The sequence below is a fragment of the Mycolicibacterium iranicum genome (assembly GCF_014190915.1).
GTDB lineage: Bacteria > Actinomycetota > Actinomycetes > Mycobacteriales > Mycobacteriaceae > Mycobacterium > Mycobacterium iranicum_B.
On the sequence record NZ_JACHVU010000001.1, the window covers coordinates 125,471 to 142,481 of the forward strand.

General features: G+C 69.9%; 15 protein-coding genes. 6 read left to right on the top strand and 9 right to left on the bottom strand.

Annotation, left to right across the window (positions count from 1 at the left end):
- Nucleotides 1-8 precede the first annotated feature (8 nt).
- On the bottom strand, nucleotides 9-914 hold the full coding sequence (locus tag FHR72_RS00560; protein WP_183466542.1) for an NAD-dependent epimerase/dehydratase family protein: 906 nt from the start codon (nucleotides 912-914) through the stop codon (nucleotides 9-11).
- A 10-nt stretch (nucleotides 915-924) separates the two neighbouring features.
- Nucleotides 925-2,472, bottom strand: coding sequence for an HNH endonuclease signature motif containing protein (locus FHR72_RS00565; protein ID WP_183465968.1), 1,548 nt, complete (start codon nucleotides 2,470-2,472; stop codon nucleotides 925-927).
- A 127-nt stretch (nucleotides 2,473-2,599) separates the two neighbouring features.
- Here FHR72_RS00565 and FHR72_RS00570 point away from each other — a divergent pair, with 127 nt between their 5' ends.
- From FHR72_RS00570 to cysC, 4 genes are all read left to right on the top strand, one after another.
- Nucleotides 2,600-3,976, top strand: a complete 1,377-nt coding sequence (locus tag FHR72_RS00570) for a sulfatase family protein (protein ID WP_183465969.1) — start codon at nucleotides 2,600-2,602, stop codon at nucleotides 3,974-3,976.
- A gap of 66 nt (nucleotides 3,977-4,042) precedes the next feature.
- The gene (gene stf0 / locus FHR72_RS00575; RefSeq protein WP_183465970.1) at nucleotides 4,043-4,846 is read left to right on the top strand and encodes a trehalose 2-sulfotransferase; all 804 of its coding nucleotides are present in this window, start codon (nucleotides 4,043-4,045) and stop codon (nucleotides 4,844-4,846) included.
- Complete coding sequence (cysD, locus tag FHR72_RS00580; protein ID WP_183465971.1) at nucleotides 4,843-5,763, top strand: sulfate adenylyltransferase subunit CysD; 921 nt, start codon at nucleotides 4,843-4,845, stop codon at nucleotides 5,761-5,763. Before stf0 ends, cysD begins: the two co-directional genes overlap by 4 nt.
- Nucleotides 5,764-5,852: 89 nt before the next feature.
- The gene (cysC, locus tag FHR72_RS00585; RefSeq protein ID WP_396888386.1) at nucleotides 5,853-7,724 is read left to right on the top strand and encodes a sulfate adenylyltransferase subunit CysN; all 1,872 of its coding nucleotides are present in this window, start codon (nucleotides 5,853-5,855) and stop codon (nucleotides 7,722-7,724) included.
- A 1-nt stretch (nucleotide 7,725) separates the two neighbouring features.
- Here the strand turns inward: cysC and FHR72_RS00590 are convergent, their stop codons facing one another.
- Both FHR72_RS00590 and FHR72_RS00595 read right to left on the bottom strand, forming a co-directional pair.
- Nucleotides 7,726-8,490 carry a trans-aconitate 2-methyltransferase gene (locus tag FHR72_RS00590; protein WP_183465973.1) on the bottom strand — a complete coding sequence of 255 codons (765 nt, stop codon included), beginning with the start codon at nucleotides 8,488-8,490 and terminating at the stop codon, nucleotides 7,726-7,728.
- A gap of 26 nt (nucleotides 8,491-8,516) precedes the next feature.
- Nucleotides 8,517-8,855 carry an ArsR/SmtB family transcription factor gene (locus FHR72_RS00595; RefSeq protein WP_183465974.1) on the bottom strand — a complete coding sequence of 113 codons (339 nt, stop codon included), beginning with the start codon at nucleotides 8,853-8,855 and terminating at the stop codon, nucleotides 8,517-8,519.
- Between the two features lie 90 nt (nucleotides 8,856-8,945).
- Between FHR72_RS00595 and FHR72_RS00600 the strand changes: the two genes are divergently transcribed.
- Nucleotides 8,946-10,886, top strand: coding sequence for a heavy metal translocating P-type ATPase (locus FHR72_RS00600; RefSeq protein ID WP_183465975.1), 1,941 nt, complete (start codon nucleotides 8,946-8,948; stop codon nucleotides 10,884-10,886).
- A gap of 1 nt (nucleotide 10,887) precedes the next feature.
- Nucleotides 10,888-12,105: an alpha/beta hydrolase family protein gene (locus FHR72_RS00605; RefSeq protein WP_183466543.1), complete on the top strand. Its 1,218-nt coding sequence runs from the start codon at nucleotides 10,888-10,890 to the stop codon at nucleotides 12,103-12,105.
- Here FHR72_RS00605 and eccE read toward each other — a convergent pair.
- Genes eccE through FHR72_RS00630 form a run of 5 tightly spaced genes read right to left on the bottom strand, consistent with a single transcriptional unit; the run spans nucleotide 12,092 to nucleotide 17,002 of the window.
- Entirely contained in the window at nucleotides 12,092-13,009 is a 918-nt protein-coding gene (gene eccE / locus FHR72_RS00610) for a type VII secretion protein EccE (protein WP_183465976.1), read from the bottom strand. The two genes, FHR72_RS00605 and eccE, sit on opposite strands and share 14 nt — an antisense overlap.
- Nucleotides 13,006-14,367, bottom strand: coding sequence for a type VII secretion-associated serine protease mycosin (mycP, locus tag FHR72_RS00615; protein WP_183466544.1), 1,362 nt, complete (start codon nucleotides 14,365-14,367; stop codon nucleotides 13,006-13,008). The genes eccE and mycP overlap by 4 nt, the downstream gene beginning before the upstream one ends.
- Before the next feature lie 35 nt (nucleotides 14,368-14,402).
- Complete coding sequence (gene eccD, locus FHR72_RS00620; RefSeq protein WP_183465977.1) at nucleotides 14,403-15,851, bottom strand: type VII secretion integral membrane protein EccD; 1,449 nt, start codon at nucleotides 15,849-15,851, stop codon at nucleotides 14,403-14,405.
- A complete protein-coding gene (locus tag FHR72_RS00625) occupies nucleotides 15,833-16,705 on the bottom strand; it encodes an ESX secretion-associated protein EspG (protein ID WP_183465978.1) in 873 nt (290 codons plus the stop codon). Before FHR72_RS00625 ends, eccD begins: the two co-directional genes overlap by 19 nt.
- A gap of 9 nt (nucleotides 16,706-16,714) precedes the next feature.
- Nucleotides 16,715-17,002: a WXG100 family type VII secretion target gene (locus FHR72_RS00630; protein WP_183465979.1), complete on the bottom strand. Its 288-nt coding sequence runs from the start codon at nucleotides 17,000-17,002 to the stop codon at nucleotides 16,715-16,717.
- Nucleotides 17,003-17,011 lie beyond the last annotated feature (9 nt).

A 17,011-nucleotide genomic window follows, 5' to 3' on the forward strand; every position in this document is an offset into this window, starting at 1 on the left:
GCGGGCGTTCAGAGTCCGGCCATCGCGCGGTAGCCGTCCCATACGCTCGGGTAGCGCGGCTTCCAGCCGGTCGTGTCGCGCAGCCGCGCATTGTCAACGCGTAGTGATCGCGTCATCGACGTGGAGCGGCTCCCCGCCAGCAGCGCCAGCCGCCCCGGGGTCGTGATCCACGGCCTGGCCCCGATGGCCGCGGCCATCGCCTTGCTGTTCTGTGCGGCGGTCACGGGGCAGTCGTCGACCACGTTGTAGGTGCCCGACGGCGCGTGCAGCGCCGAGACCACGGCCGCGGCCGCGTCGGCGAGGTGGATCGACGAGACGTAGCTGCCCGGCCTGCCCGCCTGGAACCCGATGTGCCTGCGCGCGAGGTTCATGATCAGCTCGCTGTGCGCGGCGCCCACCCCGTAGAACACTCCGAACCGGAGAATGACGCTGTCGCTTCCGCTTTCGCGGAATCTGCGGGCGCTGGCCTCGGCACCGTGATTGCCCGCCGCGATGTGGTAGTGGTCGACCGGCCATTCCTCGTCGATCCAACGCGCACCGCCGTCGCGATAGATCATCGCGACCGACTCCTGCACCACCCGCGGAACTCCTGCGGCCAGTGCGGCGTCGACCACGGTGGCCGACCCCTGGATCCGGATGCGGTGACAGTCCTTCCACGCAGATTTCGCCATGAACCGCTGCGGCGACGGCAGCGCCGAGGCGAGGTTCACCACCGCGTCGTGATCCCGGAACGCGTCGGTGAGCCCGTCACGGTCGAACAGCGACACCAGCACCGGTGTGGCGCCCTGCCGGTGCAGCACCTGGCTTTTCGCGTCGCTGCGCGCCATCGCCGTCACCTCGTGGCCCGCCTGGAGCAGCGCCGGCACCGCATGGCTGCCGATCGCGCCGGTTCCCCCGGTGACGAACACCCGCATGTTCTCCACGCTATCTCCTGGGTGGCGCCGACGGGGCGATGTTGCGCGGCGCCCTCGATGCTTCGTTGGCGGACCTCTGCTCGGCGATACGCTGCGCACGCACCTGGGCGCGGGTCCGCGTACGGCGGGGCATGGCCAGGCCACGACTAGCCGCGGCCTGCGCACCAGCGCCTGGCCGGACCGCCACCGGCGCAGTCGGGCGGCACAGCGCGGGGAACAGCACCCTGCTGCCCGGACGCGTGGTGAACGTCTGCCCGCCCGGCGCCGTCCACACCACGGTGCCGTCGGGATGCTGAACATCCCGCCAGCCCCAGAACGTCTTCAGCAAGTGATGTTTTCGGCACAGACATTTCAGATTGGACGCCTGCGTAGGGCCCACCGGATACGCGATCGTGTGGTCCAGATCGCACCCATAGGCCGCGGCGTCGCAGCCCGGGAACCGGCACGTCTGATCCCGGCACCGCACGAAATCCGCCAGTGCCGTCGACGGCGCGTAGCGCGGCTCAGGAGGCGAGTCCCCGGGATGCACCAGCCATCTGATGGTCGCCGTGTTCGCCAGGGCGCCCGTCATCACCGGGCCCGGGAGCAACGCACCACCGACGATCGTGCCGGGGCGGGTCCTCGCCGGGCCCGTCGCGCGCGCGGGCGCGAGCAGATGCCCGGCGACCCTCTCGCGCAACGGGTTCGCCGTATCGGGCGCTTCGAGGACGGGACCCGGCCGCTCGCCGTGCAGCGCCACCGGGGTGTCGTCGGCCAGGCTCGCCTCCTCGGCGATCACGTGGATCACCACGGCACTCGGCGTGCGCTGCGCAGCGGCGCAGTCCTCGGCGCCGCACAGGCATTCCACTCTGTCCGCTTGGGCGGCCATTGCTCCGAGGGCCGCCGACCGGCGCTGGTCCCGGGTGCGCGGATCGGCGGCGCACACACCCCGGGCCATCTCGTCCAGGCGCTTGTCCAGCGCCTCGCCGTCATGGGCGTAGAGCACCGCCTCGACGTAGCAGATGCCTGACCCGTCCGCGGCTGGCGTCACATCGACGTGTCGGGAGCGTGATGCGCTCTCCGCGCGTACGACGGCGGCGGGGTCGTAACGGTCCACCCAGTAATCGATCTCGGCTTCCTGTTTGGCCATCGACAGGGCGCCCCACCCGCGGATGCGTGCGGCGATCTCGGCGTCCACCTTCGCCATCGCGTCGCGGTCGCAGACCAGTCGGGTCCGCTTGACGACCGACTTCACCACCCGGAGCGAAACCGCCCCCGCCTCGAACACCTCGGCGACCCGCGGCAACCGTTCCCGCACCGCCCATGCCACGAGCAGCTCCCCCGACGCGGTTCCCAAGGACACCTGCTGCGCCGCGGCGACCTCCGCCGATACGGCATCCCAGTTGTCCAGGCACCACTGGTCGCGCTCAGCGCTGTCCTTGCCGGCGAGCTTCGCGGCGAGAAGGTCGGCCATCGCCGACAGCCGCCGCGCGGCAGCGGCGTTCTCCACCGCAGCCCATGCCCCGACCGAGGCGGCTCCTCGCGACCGGCGGGCCGCTTCAGCCAATGTATCGAACATACTTTCGACGGTAGGGCTTCCGGACGCGGTCGGCCACGCCGACATCTCCCCCTGTGGATAGATTCGGGTTTGGGGATAACTCGCCTCGTGGCAGTCGCGCGGGCGTCCCGAACGGGAAAGGACACCAGTGACCGCACCGCACCGGGACAACGTCTTGCTCGTGCACTGGCATGACCTCGGCCGCCACCTCGGCGCCTACGGACACGACGACGTGTCGAGCCCGCGCATGGACCGACTGGCCGGCGAGGGGTTCCTCTTCACGGCGGCGCACGCCACCGCGCCGCTGTGTTCTCCGTCCCGCGGATCCCTGTTCACCGGGCGCTACCCGCAGAGCAACGGTCTGGTGGGACTCGCCCACCACGGCTGGGAGTACCGCTCCGGGGTACGCACGCTACCGCAGATTCTTTCCGAAAACGGTTACTACTCAGTGTTGTTCGGCATGCAGCACGAGACTTCCTATCCTGCTCGGCTCGGATTCGACGAATTCGACGTCTCCAATTCGTACTGCGAGTACGTCGTCGAGCAGACCACCCGGTGGCTGACCGACGAGCCCCGCGAACCGTTCCTGCTCACCGCGGGGTTCTTCGAAACCCACCGCCCGTACCCACACGATCGCTATCGACCGGCGGACCCGGCAGGCGTCACGCTGCCCGGCTACCTGCCCGACACCGACGACATCCGCCAGGACCTCGCGGACTTCTACGGCTCGATCAGCGTGGCCGACGCCGCCGTCGGCCGGCTTCTGGACACTCTTGAGGAGACGGGGCTCGACCGTACGACCTGGGTGGTGTTCGTGACCGACCATGGTCCGGCGCTGCCGAGAGCCAAGTCCACGCTGTACGACGCGGGCACGGGTATCGCGCTGATCATGCGGCCGCCCCGCGACCACACCGTGGCACCCAAGGTCTACGACGAACTCTTCAGCGGCGTCGACCTCCTTCCCACCCTGCTCGGCCTCCTCGGTATCGACATCCCCACGGATGTCGAAGGCCTTTCGCACGCAACATCATTGACCTCCGGCGCGGATGCGGACACCGTCCGCTCCGAGGTGTACACGATGAAGACCTACCACGATTCCTTCGACCCGATCCGCGCCGTCCGGACCAAGGAATACAGCTACATCGAGAACTACGCGGCACGCCCGCTGCTCGACCTACCGTGGGACATCGCCGACAGCGCACCGGGCCGGGTCGTGCAGCCGTTGGCGCAGGACCCACGCCCCGAACGCGAACTCTACGACCTGGCCGCCGACCCGGCGGAGTCGCACAATTTGCTGGGTTCCGCACCGACGGAGAGCGCCGAAGCGATCGGGAGTGAGCTCGCCCTGCTGCTCGACGACTGGCGGCAGAAGACCAGCGACGTGATCCCCTCCGAGTTCGCAGGCACCAGGATCGCGGAGCGCTACACCGAGACCTACCGCCGCGTCCAGAACATCGAGTTGCCAAGTCGCTCAGCCAAAGCCACTGATCGAGGTATCGCAGAAGACCACGGTCCACGGCAATAGTTTCGCTCACGCTGATCACAAATCCCGGTGCTGCCGCCTCCGGGTTTCGGGGTTAAGCTCACGACCATGTCAGCCAGCCCGACGGCCTACCTGGTGCTCGCGTCGCAGCGCAGCGGCAGCACGTTGCTGGTCGAATCGTTGCGGGCGACCGGCGTGGCGGGCGAGCCGGGCGAGTTCTTCCAGTACCTGCCGACGACCAGCCAGTCACCCCAGCCGCGGCAATGGTTCGAGGGTGTCGGTGACGAATCGATCCTGCGCCTGCTGGACCCGCTCGACGAGGGAAAGCCCGATCTGGCGCCGCCCGAGATCTGGCGCGACTACATCCGCACCGTGGGGCGCACTCCGAACGGCGTCTGGGGCGGCAAGCTGATGTGGAATCAGACCCCCCTGCTGCTCCAGCGTGCGGCCGGTCTGCCAGACCGGTCAGGCACGGGCCTGCTCTCGGCGATCCGCGACGTCATCGGCAGTGACCCGGTGCTGATCCACGTCTACCGTCCGGACGTTGTGTCGCAGGCGGTTTCCTTCTGGCGCGCCGTTCAGACCCGGGTCTGGCGCGGCCGACCCGACCCCGTCCGCGATGCGCGTGCCGAGTATCACGCCGGCGCGATCGCCCATGTGGTGACGATGCTGCGGGCGCAGGAGGAGGGCTGGCGGACGTGGTTCGCCGAGGAGGACGTCGAGCCCATGGACGTGCCGTATCCGGTGCTGTGGCGCAACCTCACCGACGTGGTGGGGTCGGTGCTGGAACGCCTCGGACTGGATCCGAAGCTTGCGCCCGAGCCGGTGCTGGAGCGGCAGGCCGATCAGCGTTCCGACGAATGGGTCGACCGTTACCGCGCCGACGCGGAGAAGCAGGGGCTGCCCACATGACCGCCGGTAGCTTCGACGTCGTCCATGTCGACGAACTCCGCCTGCTCGAAGCAGAGGCGGTGCACATCATCAGGGAGGTCGTCGCCGAACTCGAACGGCCCGTGCTCCTGTTCTCCGCGGGCAAGGACTCGATCGTTCTCCTGCGGTTGGCCGAGAAGGCTTTTCGGCCCAGCCCGCTCCCCTTTCCCGTCCTGCACGTCGACACCGGCCACAACTTCCCCGAGGTCATCGACTTCCGGGACCGACGCGTCACCTGGGAGGGACACAAGCTGATCGTGGCCTCCGTCCAGGCGACGATCGATCAGGGCCGCGTGGCCGACCCCGGGCCCGGCGCCTCGCGGAATCGACAGCAGACGCGCACATTGCTCGACGCACTCGAGGCCGGCCGGTTCGACGCGGCGTTCGGCGGCGCCCGCCGCGACGAAGAGCGAGCCCGCGCCAAGGAGCGGATCCTGAGCTTCCGCGACGAGTTCGGGCAGTGGGATCCGCGTGCGCAGCGGCCGGAGCCGTGGTCGCTGTACAACGGCCGTATCCGCCGGGGTGAGCAGGTGCGGGTCTTTCCGCTGAGCAACTGGACCGAACTGGACATCTGGCGCTACATCCAGTTGGAGAACCTCGAGCTGCCGTCGATCTACTTCGCCCATGAGCGTGAGGTTTTCGAGCGCGACGGCATCCTGCTGGCCGTCTCGGAGTACGCGCGGCCGCGGGACGGCGAGGCTTCCGCGGTGGAGTGGGTGCGGTACCGCACCGTAGGGGATCTGACGATCACCGGCGCGGTGCGGTCCATGGCCACGACCATCGACGGGGTCATCGCAGAGATCTCGGCGGCGACCGTCTCCGAGCGCGGTGAGACCAGGGCCGACGACAGGACGTCGGTGGCGGCGATGGAGGACAGGAAGCGCGAGGGCTATTTCTGATGAGCGCTTGCGCGAAGAAGCGGAGACCCTGATGAGCGCTTGCGCGAAGAAGCGGAGACCCTGATGAGCGCTTGCGCGAAGAAGCGGAGATCCTGATGAGCGCCACGACGCGTCAACTGTTGCGGATCACCACCGCCGGGTCGGTCGATGACGGGAAGAGCACGCTGATCGGGCGGCTGCTGCACGACACCGACAGCCTCCCGCTGGACCACCTCGAAGCGGTCACCGACGAGGAGGGGGTCGCCGATCTCGCGGCGCTCTCAGACGGGTTGCGCGCCGAGCGCGAGCAGGGCATCACCATCGATGTGGCCTACCGGTTCTTCTCGACGCAGACCCGCAGCTACATCCTGACCGACACACCCGGCCACGAGCGCTACACGCGCAACATGTTCACCGGCGCCTCGAACGCGCATGTGGCGGTCCTGCTCGTCGACGCGCGCGCAGGTGTCCTGCGCCAGACCAATCGGCACGCCCGGATCGCGAAACTGCTCGGCATCAAACACTTCGTCGCCGCCGTCAACAAGATCGACCTGGTGGATTTCGACGAAGGCCGGTTCACCGAGGTCGAGGCGCAGTTGCAGCAGGTCGCGGCGCGCCTCGGCGATGCCGACATCACGGTGATCCCGGTCGCGGCCAAGCTCGGCGACAACGTCGTGCACCGCTCCCGGAACACGCCCTGGTACCAGGGTCCGCCGCTGCTGGAGTATCTGGAATCAGTCGAACTCGCTGCGCCGCAAGCACAACCGCGCAGCCTCCGGCTGCCTGTGCAGTGGGTCTCCCGCCCGGGCGCGCACCAGCGTCGCCGCTACACCGGTCGTCTCGCCGGCGGAACCCTGAGCGTGGGAGACACCGTCGTGAGCCTCCCTTCGGGAACCACGTCGACGGTCACCGCGGTCGACACCCTCGACGACGACCGGACGACAGCGGTTGCGCCCTTGTCGGTCTCGATCGAACTGGCCGACGACATCGACGTGGGCCGCGGCGACGTCTTCGTCAGCGGTGCCGAGGACGCGTCGCTGCCGGTGCTCGCGCGCGAACTGGACGCGACGGTCTGCTGGTTTCGCGACGCCCCGTTGCGGGCCGGCGACCGTCTGGCGCTCAAGCAGGGGACCCGTACCGTGCGGGCAACGGTGCAGGCGCTGCACTCGCGGCTCGACCCGGAGACCCTCGACGAGCTCGACAACCCGGTGGAACTGGTACTCAACGACATCGGCTCGGTGACACTGCGCACCAGCTCGATCGTGGTGGCCGACCCGTACGCGGAGAACCGTGACAGTGGTGCGTTCATTCTGATCGACGAGTCGTCGAACGACACCGTCGGCGCGGGGACGGTCATCGAACCCCGCGAGGTCGTACCGGGTGAGCAGACCCGCAACGACATCCGTTGGCACCCCTCGGCCCTGGAGCGTGAGTACCGCCGGTCGGCGACGGGACAGAAGGGCGCGACGATCTGGTTCACCGGCTTGCCCGCATCGGGCAAGTCCACGGTCGCCGTCGCGGTCGAGCGGGCGCTGGTCGATTCCGGTCAGGTCGCCTACCTGCTCGACGGTGACAACATTCGTCACGGCCTGTCCGACGACCTCGGGTTCTCCGCAGGGGACCGCGCCGAGAACATCCGTCGTGTCGGACATCTCACGCGTCTGTTCGCCGATGCCGGTGTCGTCGCGCTGGCCTCGCTGGTGTCACCGCTGAAGTCCGATCGCGAGATCGCCCGGGCGCTCAACGATGCCGCCACATTGCCGTTCATCGAGGTGTATGTCGCCACACCGAGGGAGGAATGCGAGAAGCGTGATCCCAAGGGCCTGTATGCGAGGGCACGTGCCGGCGAGCTGAAGGGGCTGACCGGTGTCGACGCACCTTACGAGCCCCCGGAGAATCCCGATCTGATCCTCGACACCACCGGCGCGGACATCGAGGAGCTCGTCGCTCAGGTCATCGCTCTGCTGAACGAGCGGCGCTGACTCACTTCACCTGCGCCACAACGAAGATCCGCCGGAACGGGAAGAACGTGAGGCCATCCTCGCGGCGGGGGTAGGCGGCGTCCAGCATCGGGATCAGCTCCGCGCAGAAACGCTGCCACTGTTCGTCGTCGAGTGCGGCCCGCACCGGCCGCAGCGCGGTGCCGTGGATCCACTCCAGGACGGGGTATCCACCGGTGAGTTCGTGCACATAGGTGGTTTCCCACGCGTCGACGGCGCATCCGGCGTCGGTGAGCAATTCCGCGTACCCGGCCGCGGTGCGAACGACATCGGTTCTCTCGAAGGGAAAGTCGCGTAACAGTGTCGACCACTGCGGGCTGTGCACGAGCTCGCGGACCGACTGATGCGAGGGCGCCTCGAAGTTGCCGGGCACCTGGAACGCGATCCACGACCCCGCGGCCAGCTGACCGGCCCAGCGCACCAGCAGGTCGGCATGCTCGGGCACCCAGTGCAGCGTGGCGTTGCTGACCAGCACGTCGGTGTCGGGCTGCGGTGTCCACTCCCGGACATCCCCGACGTGTGCGTCGACGCCGCGTTCTCGCGCCGCGGACACCATTTCGGACGACGAGTCCCACGCCTCGACCGCGGCGTCGGGCCACCGGACAGTCAGTGTCTCGGTGAGATTGCCGGGCCCGCAACCGAGATCGACGATCCGCCGAGGCGCACGGGCGTCCACGCGCGACAGCAGGTCGTAATAGGGCCTGCCGCGGTGGTCGGCGTAGGTCAGGTAGACTTCCGGGTTCCACATGCCGTCAGTGTGGCACCGCGGCGGCGTCAGCGGGTCTTCGTCGCCTGCTCGGCGGGGTCGGCCGTCCCGAACAGTGCCTGGCTCAGGACGCGCAGAACATCGTCGTCGGCGGGCGAGTAGTAGACGAAGGTGCCTTCCCGGCGCCCCTTCACGAGGCCGGCCAGCCGGAGCTTCGCCAGATGCTGGCTCACGACCGCCGGGGCGACCTCGGCGAGTTCGGCCAGGCACGCCACCGACGTCTCCCCCTGCAGCAGCGCCCACAGCACCTTGATCCGGGTCGGGTCGCTGAGCATCCGGAACGCCTCGGCAGCACGGCCCACCTGTTCCTCGCTGGGCATCGCGAAGTTCGAGATCGACGTGTGCACGCGGTCAGCATACTCGCGATATCGGCTGATCAGTTGTCGTGCTGATCAGGTGCATGCGAATATGCATGAACAAGCAGATAGGGTTGCGGCATGTCGTGCACCACCCAGGTCCTGCCGGCCGAGATCTCCCCGCCCCCGCCGGCCGCGACCAGCGCGTGGACCCTGCCCGAGGTCCGCTGGGCGCTCATCGCGGTGGGCTTCTTCGCCGCCGGCGGACTCGTCCAGCTGGCGGGGATGCCCGCGTGGATGTACTGGACGCTGTATCTGACCTGCTACCTCAGCGGCGGGTGGGAGCCCGCCCTGGCCGGCGTGAGAGCGCTCAGCAACAGGACATTGGACGTCGATCTGCTGATGGTCGCTGCGGCGATCGGGGCGGCCGCGATCGGTCAGATCTTCGACGGCGCCCTGCTCATCGTCATCTTCGCCACGTCCGGGGCCCTGGAAGCCGTCGCGACGAAGCGGACCGAGGATTCGGTGCGTGGCCTGTTCGACCTCGCGCCCCCGACCACGACGCGGCTGACGGCCGCGGGCTCCGAAGAGGTGGTCGACAGTGCCGTCCTCGACATCGGCGACACCGTGCTCGTCCGCCCGGGTGAACGGATCGGCGGCGACGGCGTGGTGGTCGACGGCGCCAGCGAGGTCGATCAGGCGACGATCACGGGAGAGCCCCTGCCGGTGGACAAGGGCACCGGCGACGAGGTCTTCGCCGGCACCGTCAACGGCACCGGAACCCTGCGGGTCCGGATCACCCGTCCGGCGAACGACACGGTCGTCGCCCGCATCGCGGCGATGGTGACCGAGGCCGGGGAGAGCAAGGCGCGCACGCAACTGTTCATCGAGCAGGTCGAACAGCGTTACTCCGTCGGCATGGTCATCGCTACCGTCGCGCTCTTCGTCGTCCCACTGCTCCTCGGCGACAGCGTGCAATCGTCGCTGCTGCGGGCGATGACGTTCATGATCGTGGCCTCGCCGTGCGCGCTGGTGCTCTCGACCATGCCGCCACTGCTGGCCGCGATCGCCAACGCCGGCCGGCACGGGGTGCTCGTCAAATCCGCGGTCGTGCTCGAAAAGCTCGCCACCGTCGACACCGTGGCTCTCGACAAGACAGGCACCCTGACCGAAGGCGAGCCCCGGCTCACAACCCTCCGGCCGCTCGCCGGGACCTCCGAAACGGAGCTCCTCGCCCTGGCTGCCGCCGCGGAGAACCCGTCGGAGCACCCGCTGGCGCGGGCCATCGTCGCCGCCGCGCGCCGGGCGGGGGTGGCGTTGCCGGCCGCGAACGACTTCACCTCCGTGCCGGGCCGGGGCGTCAGCGCCGAGATCCTCGGGGAACGCGTGGACGTCGGTAAGCCCGCGGCGCTGGGTGTGCACGACGACGACGCCCGCCGCATCGTCGACGACATCGAGCGCGACGGCCGTACCGCGGTCACCGTGCGCGTCGACGGCCGGACGGTCGGCGTCCTGGGGCTGGACGACCGTACGAGAACCGCTGCCGCACAGGCGGTGTCAGACCTGGCGGAGCTCACCGGATCCGTGCCGCTGCTGTTGACCGGCGACAATCCCCGCGCGGCGGCACGGCTGGCTGCCGAACTGCGCCTCGACGACGTGCGCGCGGGCCTGCTTCCCGAGGACAAGGCCGCCGTGGTGCGGACGCTGGAGGCCGACGGGGCACGGGTGATGCTGGTCGGCGACGGTGTCAACGACGCCCCCGCGATGGCGACCGCCCACGTGTCGGTCGCCATGGGCCGAACGGGTTCCGATCTGACGCTCGACACCGCCGATGCCGTGATCACCCGTGACGATCTGTCCGCCCTGCCCGCCGTGGTCGCACTCGCGCGACGGGCCCGCCGCGTGGTCATCGCGAACCTGATGATCGCCTCATCCTTCATCGTCGTGCTGGTGGCGTGGGATCTCGTCGGGCATCTACCGCTACCACTGGGGGTCGCGGGCCACGAGGGCTCGACCATTCTGGTCGGACTCAACGGCCTTCGACTGCTGCGGGACGGAGTCTGGCCCGGCCGGCCGCGCTAGCATCCGAGGCGTGGATCCCGACAGTGTGCCCGGCGACATCGACGAGTTGGCACCGCCGATCCCGGTTCCCGACGTGCCCGGCGCCGACGCCTCGGCACGCGGACTGCCGCGCCGTGTCGACCTGACGCTGCGCCAGCGACTCATCGTCGACTCGTCCGCGATGGCCGACATCGCGCTGCGGACCTCGATCGCCTCGCTGCTGAGCGCCACGATGGTGCCGTCCCTGGCCGGCGCGCTGCGTAAGTCCCAGGCCGCCGAGGAGCGAAAGCACCTGGCGTTCTACGCCGAGCTGGCCGCCGCCCAGGACCCCGAGGTGGCGTTCCCCGCCCCGCAGGGACCTCCGCGGGTGTCCTCGCGGCCGGCCAACCCCGTCGCCGAATGGGTCGCGCACGGCAATGTGCGCAATATCCGGTTCGAGAGCAGCTTCCGGGCCGTCAATCCGGATCTGCGCGATCAGTGCGCGGGCTTCGTCCGCAACAACGTGGTGCACGCCCAGCACTGGCGCCACGACGACGGCCCGCGACCCACGCTGTGCCTGATCCACGGATTCATGGGATCGGCGTACCTGTTCAACGGATTGTTCTTCTCGCTGCCCTGGTTCTACCGCTGCGGCTACGACGTGATGCTCTACACGCTGCCGTTCCACGGCCGTCGCGCCGAGAAGTACTCGCCGTTCAGCGGCCACGGCTACTTCGCCCACGGCATGGCTGGTTTCGCCGAGGCGATGGCACAGGCCGTGCACGACTTCCGCTCGCTGCTCGACTACCTGGAGTTCACCGGTGTGGACCGCGTCGCGTTGACCGGGATGTCGCTGGGCGGCTACACCTCCGCGCTGATCGCTAGCATCGACGACCGCATCCAGGCCGTCATCCCGAACGTCCCGGTCGTCACACCGGACCGCACCGTCGACGAATGGTTCCCGGCCAACAAGGTTGTCGCCCTGCGTGATCGGATCGCCGGCACGGACTCCGAACTGGTCGACGCGGCCACCATGTACTCCTCCCCGCTGAACTACCGCCCGCTGCCTGCCAAGGATCGGCGGCTGATCATCGCCGGTCTCGGTGACCGGCTGGCACCGCCCGAGCAGGCCGAAATGCTGTGGGAGCACTGGGACCGGTGCGCTTTCCACTGGTTCCCCGGCAACCACATCCTGCATGTCAGCCAGCCGGACTACCTGCGACGCATGACCAAGTTCATGGCGTCGTTCATGTTCGACTGAGCGAGACCCCCGCAGGCCAGCGCACCTGCGCGAGCAGGTCCCGCGAGGCGCGGACCCCCGGTGCCGGGAGGCGACGGTCCGAGGCCGGATGCAGCGCCGACAGTGCGGCCCCGTGCAGGCCGCGCTCGGGGGTGAGCCCCGGAAGCGGGGAGCCGGCCGCGGGCCGGTCCGAGGTGCGCAGCGCGCACGCTGCCGCCACCTCGGGTTGCGTTCTGCTGCCGGTCAATTCGACGGCGGTCCAGATCTCGTCGGCCCCGGATTCGCGTACCGCCTGCAGGGTGTCGGCAAATCGATCGGTGACGGCGATCCGGTAGGCGGCCACATAGCCGTTCCCGTCGGTCACCCCGCGCCACGTCTCCTTCGACCCGTCCGCGACCGGTCCGGCCGGCGCGTCGTCCACCGAGACGTCCCACCCGGTCTCGCGCAGGTTGTCCGCCAGCCGCCGCGCCGACAGTTCCGCGGTGTCCTGCAACGGGATCTGCGACGAACGTGCCGACAGCGCCGCGATGTTGTCGGCCGCGCCCAGGGTCAGCGTCACCCATGTGGTGCGCTCCGGGCCGGACTGCCGACTCAGCACCCGCACCTTGTCGAAGCTGATGCCGTAGCGGTCGAGATAGCCGGCCAGGAGATCCAGGGGCATCTCCGCGGCGCCGGCCGGCTCGACACGCAGCGCGACGGTGGCGTACTCGTCGGTGCGGGCATCTCCGCTGCGGCCGCGCCTGGTCATCATCGCGACCCTGCGGGCGATCATCGTCGTCACGAAAAGACCACGCCACCAGGCGAACAGGATGACCACGACCGCGACGGCCACACCGAGCAGCCAGCGGTCCTGGGTGGTCTGCCACGGGTAGGCCATCGCCGCCGGGATGACGAACAGGGCGGCCAGGGTGAGCCGGACGATCATGACGGAGAGTCCTTTCGTTTCGCCCTCAGCACGACGGCGGCGAGCACCGCGAGCGCGAGCACACCGACCCCGGTGAAGGCGACGATGCGCGGGAGCGGGTCGGTCGGTTCAGGAGCGGGCGGAGCGGCGACCTGCCTGACCGCAGCGGGCTCGTCGCCGGCCGGGGCCGGCACGTTCCAGGTCAGTGCGGCAACGGGATCAACGCCGCCGGCGCCCACCAGGTTCGACGGCGACCGCGCCGCCGAGTGGGCCGTCCCGGTCAGACGATCGACCACCTGCCGGGCCGTCAACTCCGGAAACCTGCTGCGCACCAGCGCCGCAACGCCGGAGACGTAGGCGCTCGCATACGCGGTGCCCGAGATGGGGTTCAGTTCCTGCCGGCTGTTGAGCACGCCGTTGGCCAGGCCGCCCGAGGGGTCGTTGCTCACCGACGCGACGCCTTCGCCGGGCGCGGCGATGCCGACCCACGGGCCGGCCATCGAGAACACCGACGGTTGCCCGCCGGGTGCGAGCGATCCGACAGAGAGCACGTACTGTTCCCACCACGCCGGGATGGACAGTGCCGCAACGCCGGACCAGTTGCGCGGGTCCGTGGGCAGCGCCGGGTCGGACAGCGGGTTCTCGCCGCACCCGCCCGCACCGCCGGTGTCCCCGGCGGCGGCCACGATCACCGCGTCCTTCTCGACCGCGGCGTAGCGCAGCGCGGCCCCCAGCGCGTTCTGGTCGACGGCCATGCCCGCGGGGATGCAGATCGGGGTCGCGACGTTGATCACGCGGGCACCCAGGTCGGCGGCGCGCACGACCGCGCGCGCCAGCGTCGAGGTGTCGATGGTCGCGCGGGTCAGCGCCGGGTCCTCCCCCGGGTCACGGGGTGCATAGCGCGGCGAGGTCTGACGGATCGACAGGATCCTCGACGCGGGCGCCACGCCGGAGAACCCGTCCGGGCCCGGTTGCCCGGCGATGAGACCGGCGACGAGAGTGCCGTGGCCGTCGCAGTCGGTCAGCCCGTCACCCGATTCGACGAAGTCGCCCCCGGCCTCGACGTCGGGCAGACGGGGCCCGGGCGTGACGCCGGTGTCGATGACCGCCACCAGCTGACCTTCGCCCCTGCTGTGGGTCCAGGCCTCGGGCAGGCCCAGCAACACCTGATTCGGGCCGGGGGCGCCGGGATCGGTGCCGGGGATGACCCCGCTCGTGACGCACGGGTTGCGCTGGGTCATCGGCTGCAGAGGACCCGCGGACCCACCGGGCGGGGTGGCCGCGGGGTCGACCTCGGGCGGGGTGACCGCACCGGCAGCGGGGCCGCCGATCGCGACCACGCCGGCGGCGACCGCCAACACCGACGCCGCGCGCCGCATCACCGGCTCACCACCGGTTCGGAAGAGCTCATGTGTCAGAACCCGTTCAGGACCCAGGCGAACAGACCGACCAGGTATGCCATCACCGGGATCACCGACGCGTCCAGGCCGGTGGCGACGAAACCCAGCAGGCGCCGCATCGGCAGGGAGTAGGTCTCGGGCCGGCCCACCGACGGATTCAGGGCGACCAGTGCCCACGCCGCCACCAGGACCGCCAGCACCCCGAGTGCCACCCAGGCTGCGCCGTACCGGCCGGACACCGCGAACAGCCCCAGCAGCACCGCGGTGACGAGGTAGGAGTGACCCAGCAGCCAGGCCTTGCACGCCGCCGAGTCCCAGACCCGGGCCCGCAGCGCCGCGGCCAGCCCGGTCGCGGCCACCAGGTACCAGACCCACGGCGAGACGGAACCGTCCCCGGTGACAGCCGGCCACAGGAGCACGACCGATCCTGTGACGGCCAGCAGCACGCCGGCAGCGATGAACCCGGTCTGATGCGAATCGCCGGCGCGGATGCGCCGGGGCAGGTCTTCCAGGACGCGCAGCGGCGGCGCCGACGGGGCCGGGTCACCCGGTGCGGGGATGACCGGGACGGGCAGACGCGCGCACATCGCCGACAGCTGGGCCGCCTGCACGGTGATCAGCAGTGCGATCAGGATCAGGGCGCAGCCGATGCTGACCAGGGGCAGTGTCCACAGCGTGGCAGCGGCAGCGGCCAGCAGCACCCCGACGGCCGTCGCGGCCGACGCGGTGAACAGCGCGATCGCGCGCTCTCCGACGGTGATGCTGATGATCGACCATGCCGCGACTCCCGCCGCTCCGAGAACCACACTCGAGGAACCGAAGTCCCCCGGAACAGCCAACGCGAACGCTGCGGCGACCGAGGGCAGCGCCGCAGCGGCCAGGGCTGTCGCCAGGCGCGGGGAGCCGCTGCGGGCCACCAGCGCGCCCAGCACGGCGGCGATGGCGACACCGCTCACGGCGAACAGTCCGATCACCGAGTCGGCGACCATCCGGTGCGCAACGGCCAGCGCGGTGGCGACCAGGATCAGCCCGATCACGGCCAGCGTGGCACCCTGCTTGATCTGAGTGGTTCCCCAAGGCTTTTCGCGAGCGCGGGAGAAGATCATCGCGGCGTCGGCGATGTCCTCGACGATGCGGGGAGCGGGCGGGCCGGCCGGAACGGGCTGCAGCGCCAGCAGATCGCCGTCGACCACCCCGACCGTGTTCAACGTGGCGTCGAGGCTGAACGGGGCACCGCCGATGGGCGCGAGGCTCAGGAGCTCGGCCGCACCGACTGTGTCGTCCGACGGCGCCACGATGCGCTGGACGGCGGGGATGATCTCGCGCAACGGAAGCTGCGCGGGCAGCGCCACCTCGGTGAGCCGGGCGCCCTGATCGGTGTCGTCGTCACCGACCGGGGCGGTCAGTACGGCGACACGGACGATGGGCATCACCGTGTTCGGACTTACAGCGGACTCTGGCATCTGTCTTCTTTTCTCTCAGCCGTGGGTGGATCGAAGTTTCTGGTGACGGCGTGGTCGGGGAACCACGGGCCGTCGGGCAGGGCCGCGGTCAGGCGCTCGACCGCCGCGGCGACCGCCAGCGGGGCGCCCGGCGCGAAGGTGGAGATCCACTCGCCGTCACGAGCTTTCGTGGGGCTCACCAGCACGCGGCCGCAGGTCGTATCGACGATGCTGACCCCGACGTCGGTGCTGACCCGGTGCCCGTCGCGGTGCTGCCCGGCCACGATCTCGACGTAGGTCCGGGTTCCCTCGAACGCGGCCACCACCACAGGGCGCGCACTCGGCGGGATGCCGAGATAGTCGAGCAGGTCGTGAACACCTGCGCCGTTGCGGATCTGTTCGTCGGCCCTGGCGCCGACGCGGGAGGGCAGCGAGAACTCCTCGAAACGCGCGGGCGCCTTTCCGGACAGTCCGGCTGTGAGCACCGGGACGAGCGCCTGAGGGTGGTCGAGCTCCAGCGCGGTGAAGGTCACGAGACCGCCGTTGCGCAGGGCCACCACGGTGCCCGACGCATCCCGCGCGACGATGCCGCGCAGGACGGCGCCGCGGCTACCGACGAACCTCAGCTCCAGCCACTGCGTCGGCCTGCACGCGCGGCGGATCCATTGCGCCACTGACGGATCGACGACCCGGTCGGCGGTCAGGACGCCCATGCGGCTCAGCCGCTCGGCCTGCTCCCTGTCGAACGTTTCCCGCTGCGAGAGATCGCCGTAGGGCGGCGTGATCGCCAGCACCCACGGATACGATCCCGCTCCCAGGATGTCGGCGAGGAACCAGGCCGCCTCGGCGCTCAGCTCGACGGCATTAGCGTGCACGGGAATTCATCAGCCCCACTTGGCGCCTTCGGCCTGGTCGCGCGCGGCCATCGACGTCGTGTTCATCTCGTGGGTGCTCGCCATCGCGCGGTAGGCCCGCACGAGTTCCTCCATGCTGGTGTTCCACTGCGCCTGCCACGCCTGGTAGGTCATGCCGGTGTCACCCTGCCAGGCGCTCTTGAGCGCGGCCTGCTCGGCCGCGATGTCCGCGCCGATGGCCTGCAGTGCGCCCGCGTAGCTCGACATCTCGCCGGCGTGGTTGAGCATGGCGGGGTAGTTGAACATGATCTGCGACATCAGGATTCC

Excerpts from the sequence above, each read along its gene's own strand:
- FHR72_RS00560 (WP_183466542.1), bottom strand. The coding sequence starts at position 914 with ATGCGGGTGTTCGTCACCGGGGGAACCGGCGCGATCGGCAGCCATGCG.
- FHR72_RS00565 (WP_183465968.1), bottom strand. The coding sequence starts at position 2,472 with ATGTTCGATACATTGGCTGAAGCGGCCCGCCGGTCGCGAGGAGCCGCC.
- stf0 (WP_183465970.1), top strand. The coding sequence starts at position 4,043 with ATGTCAGCCAGCCCGACGGCCTACCTGGTGCTCGCGTCGCAGCGCAGC.
- cysD (WP_183465971.1), top strand. The coding sequence starts at position 4,843 with ATGACCGCCGGTAGCTTCGACGTCGTCCATGTCGACGAACTCCGCCTG.
- FHR72_RS00590 (WP_183465973.1), bottom strand. The coding sequence starts at position 8,490 with ATGTGGAACCCGGAAGTCTACCTGACCTACGCCGACCACCGCGGCAGG.
- FHR72_RS00600 (WP_183465975.1), top strand. The coding sequence starts at position 8,946 with ATGTCGTGCACCACCCAGGTCCTGCCGGCCGAGATCTCCCCGCCCCCG.
- eccE (WP_183465976.1), bottom strand. The coding sequence starts at position 13,009 with ATGATCGTCCGGCTCACCCTGGCCGCCCTGTTCGTCATCCCGGCGGCG.
- mycP (WP_183466544.1), bottom strand. The coding sequence starts at position 14,367 with ATGCGGCGCGCGGCGTCGGTGTTGGCGGTCGCCGCCGGCGTGGTCGCG.
- eccD (WP_183465977.1), bottom strand. The coding sequence starts at position 15,851 with ATGCCAGAGTCCGCTGTAAGTCCGAACACGGTGATGCCCATCGTCCGT.
- FHR72_RS00630 (WP_183465979.1), bottom strand. The coding sequence starts at position 17,002 with ATGTCGCAGATCATGTTCAACTACCCCGCCATGCTCAACCACGCCGGC.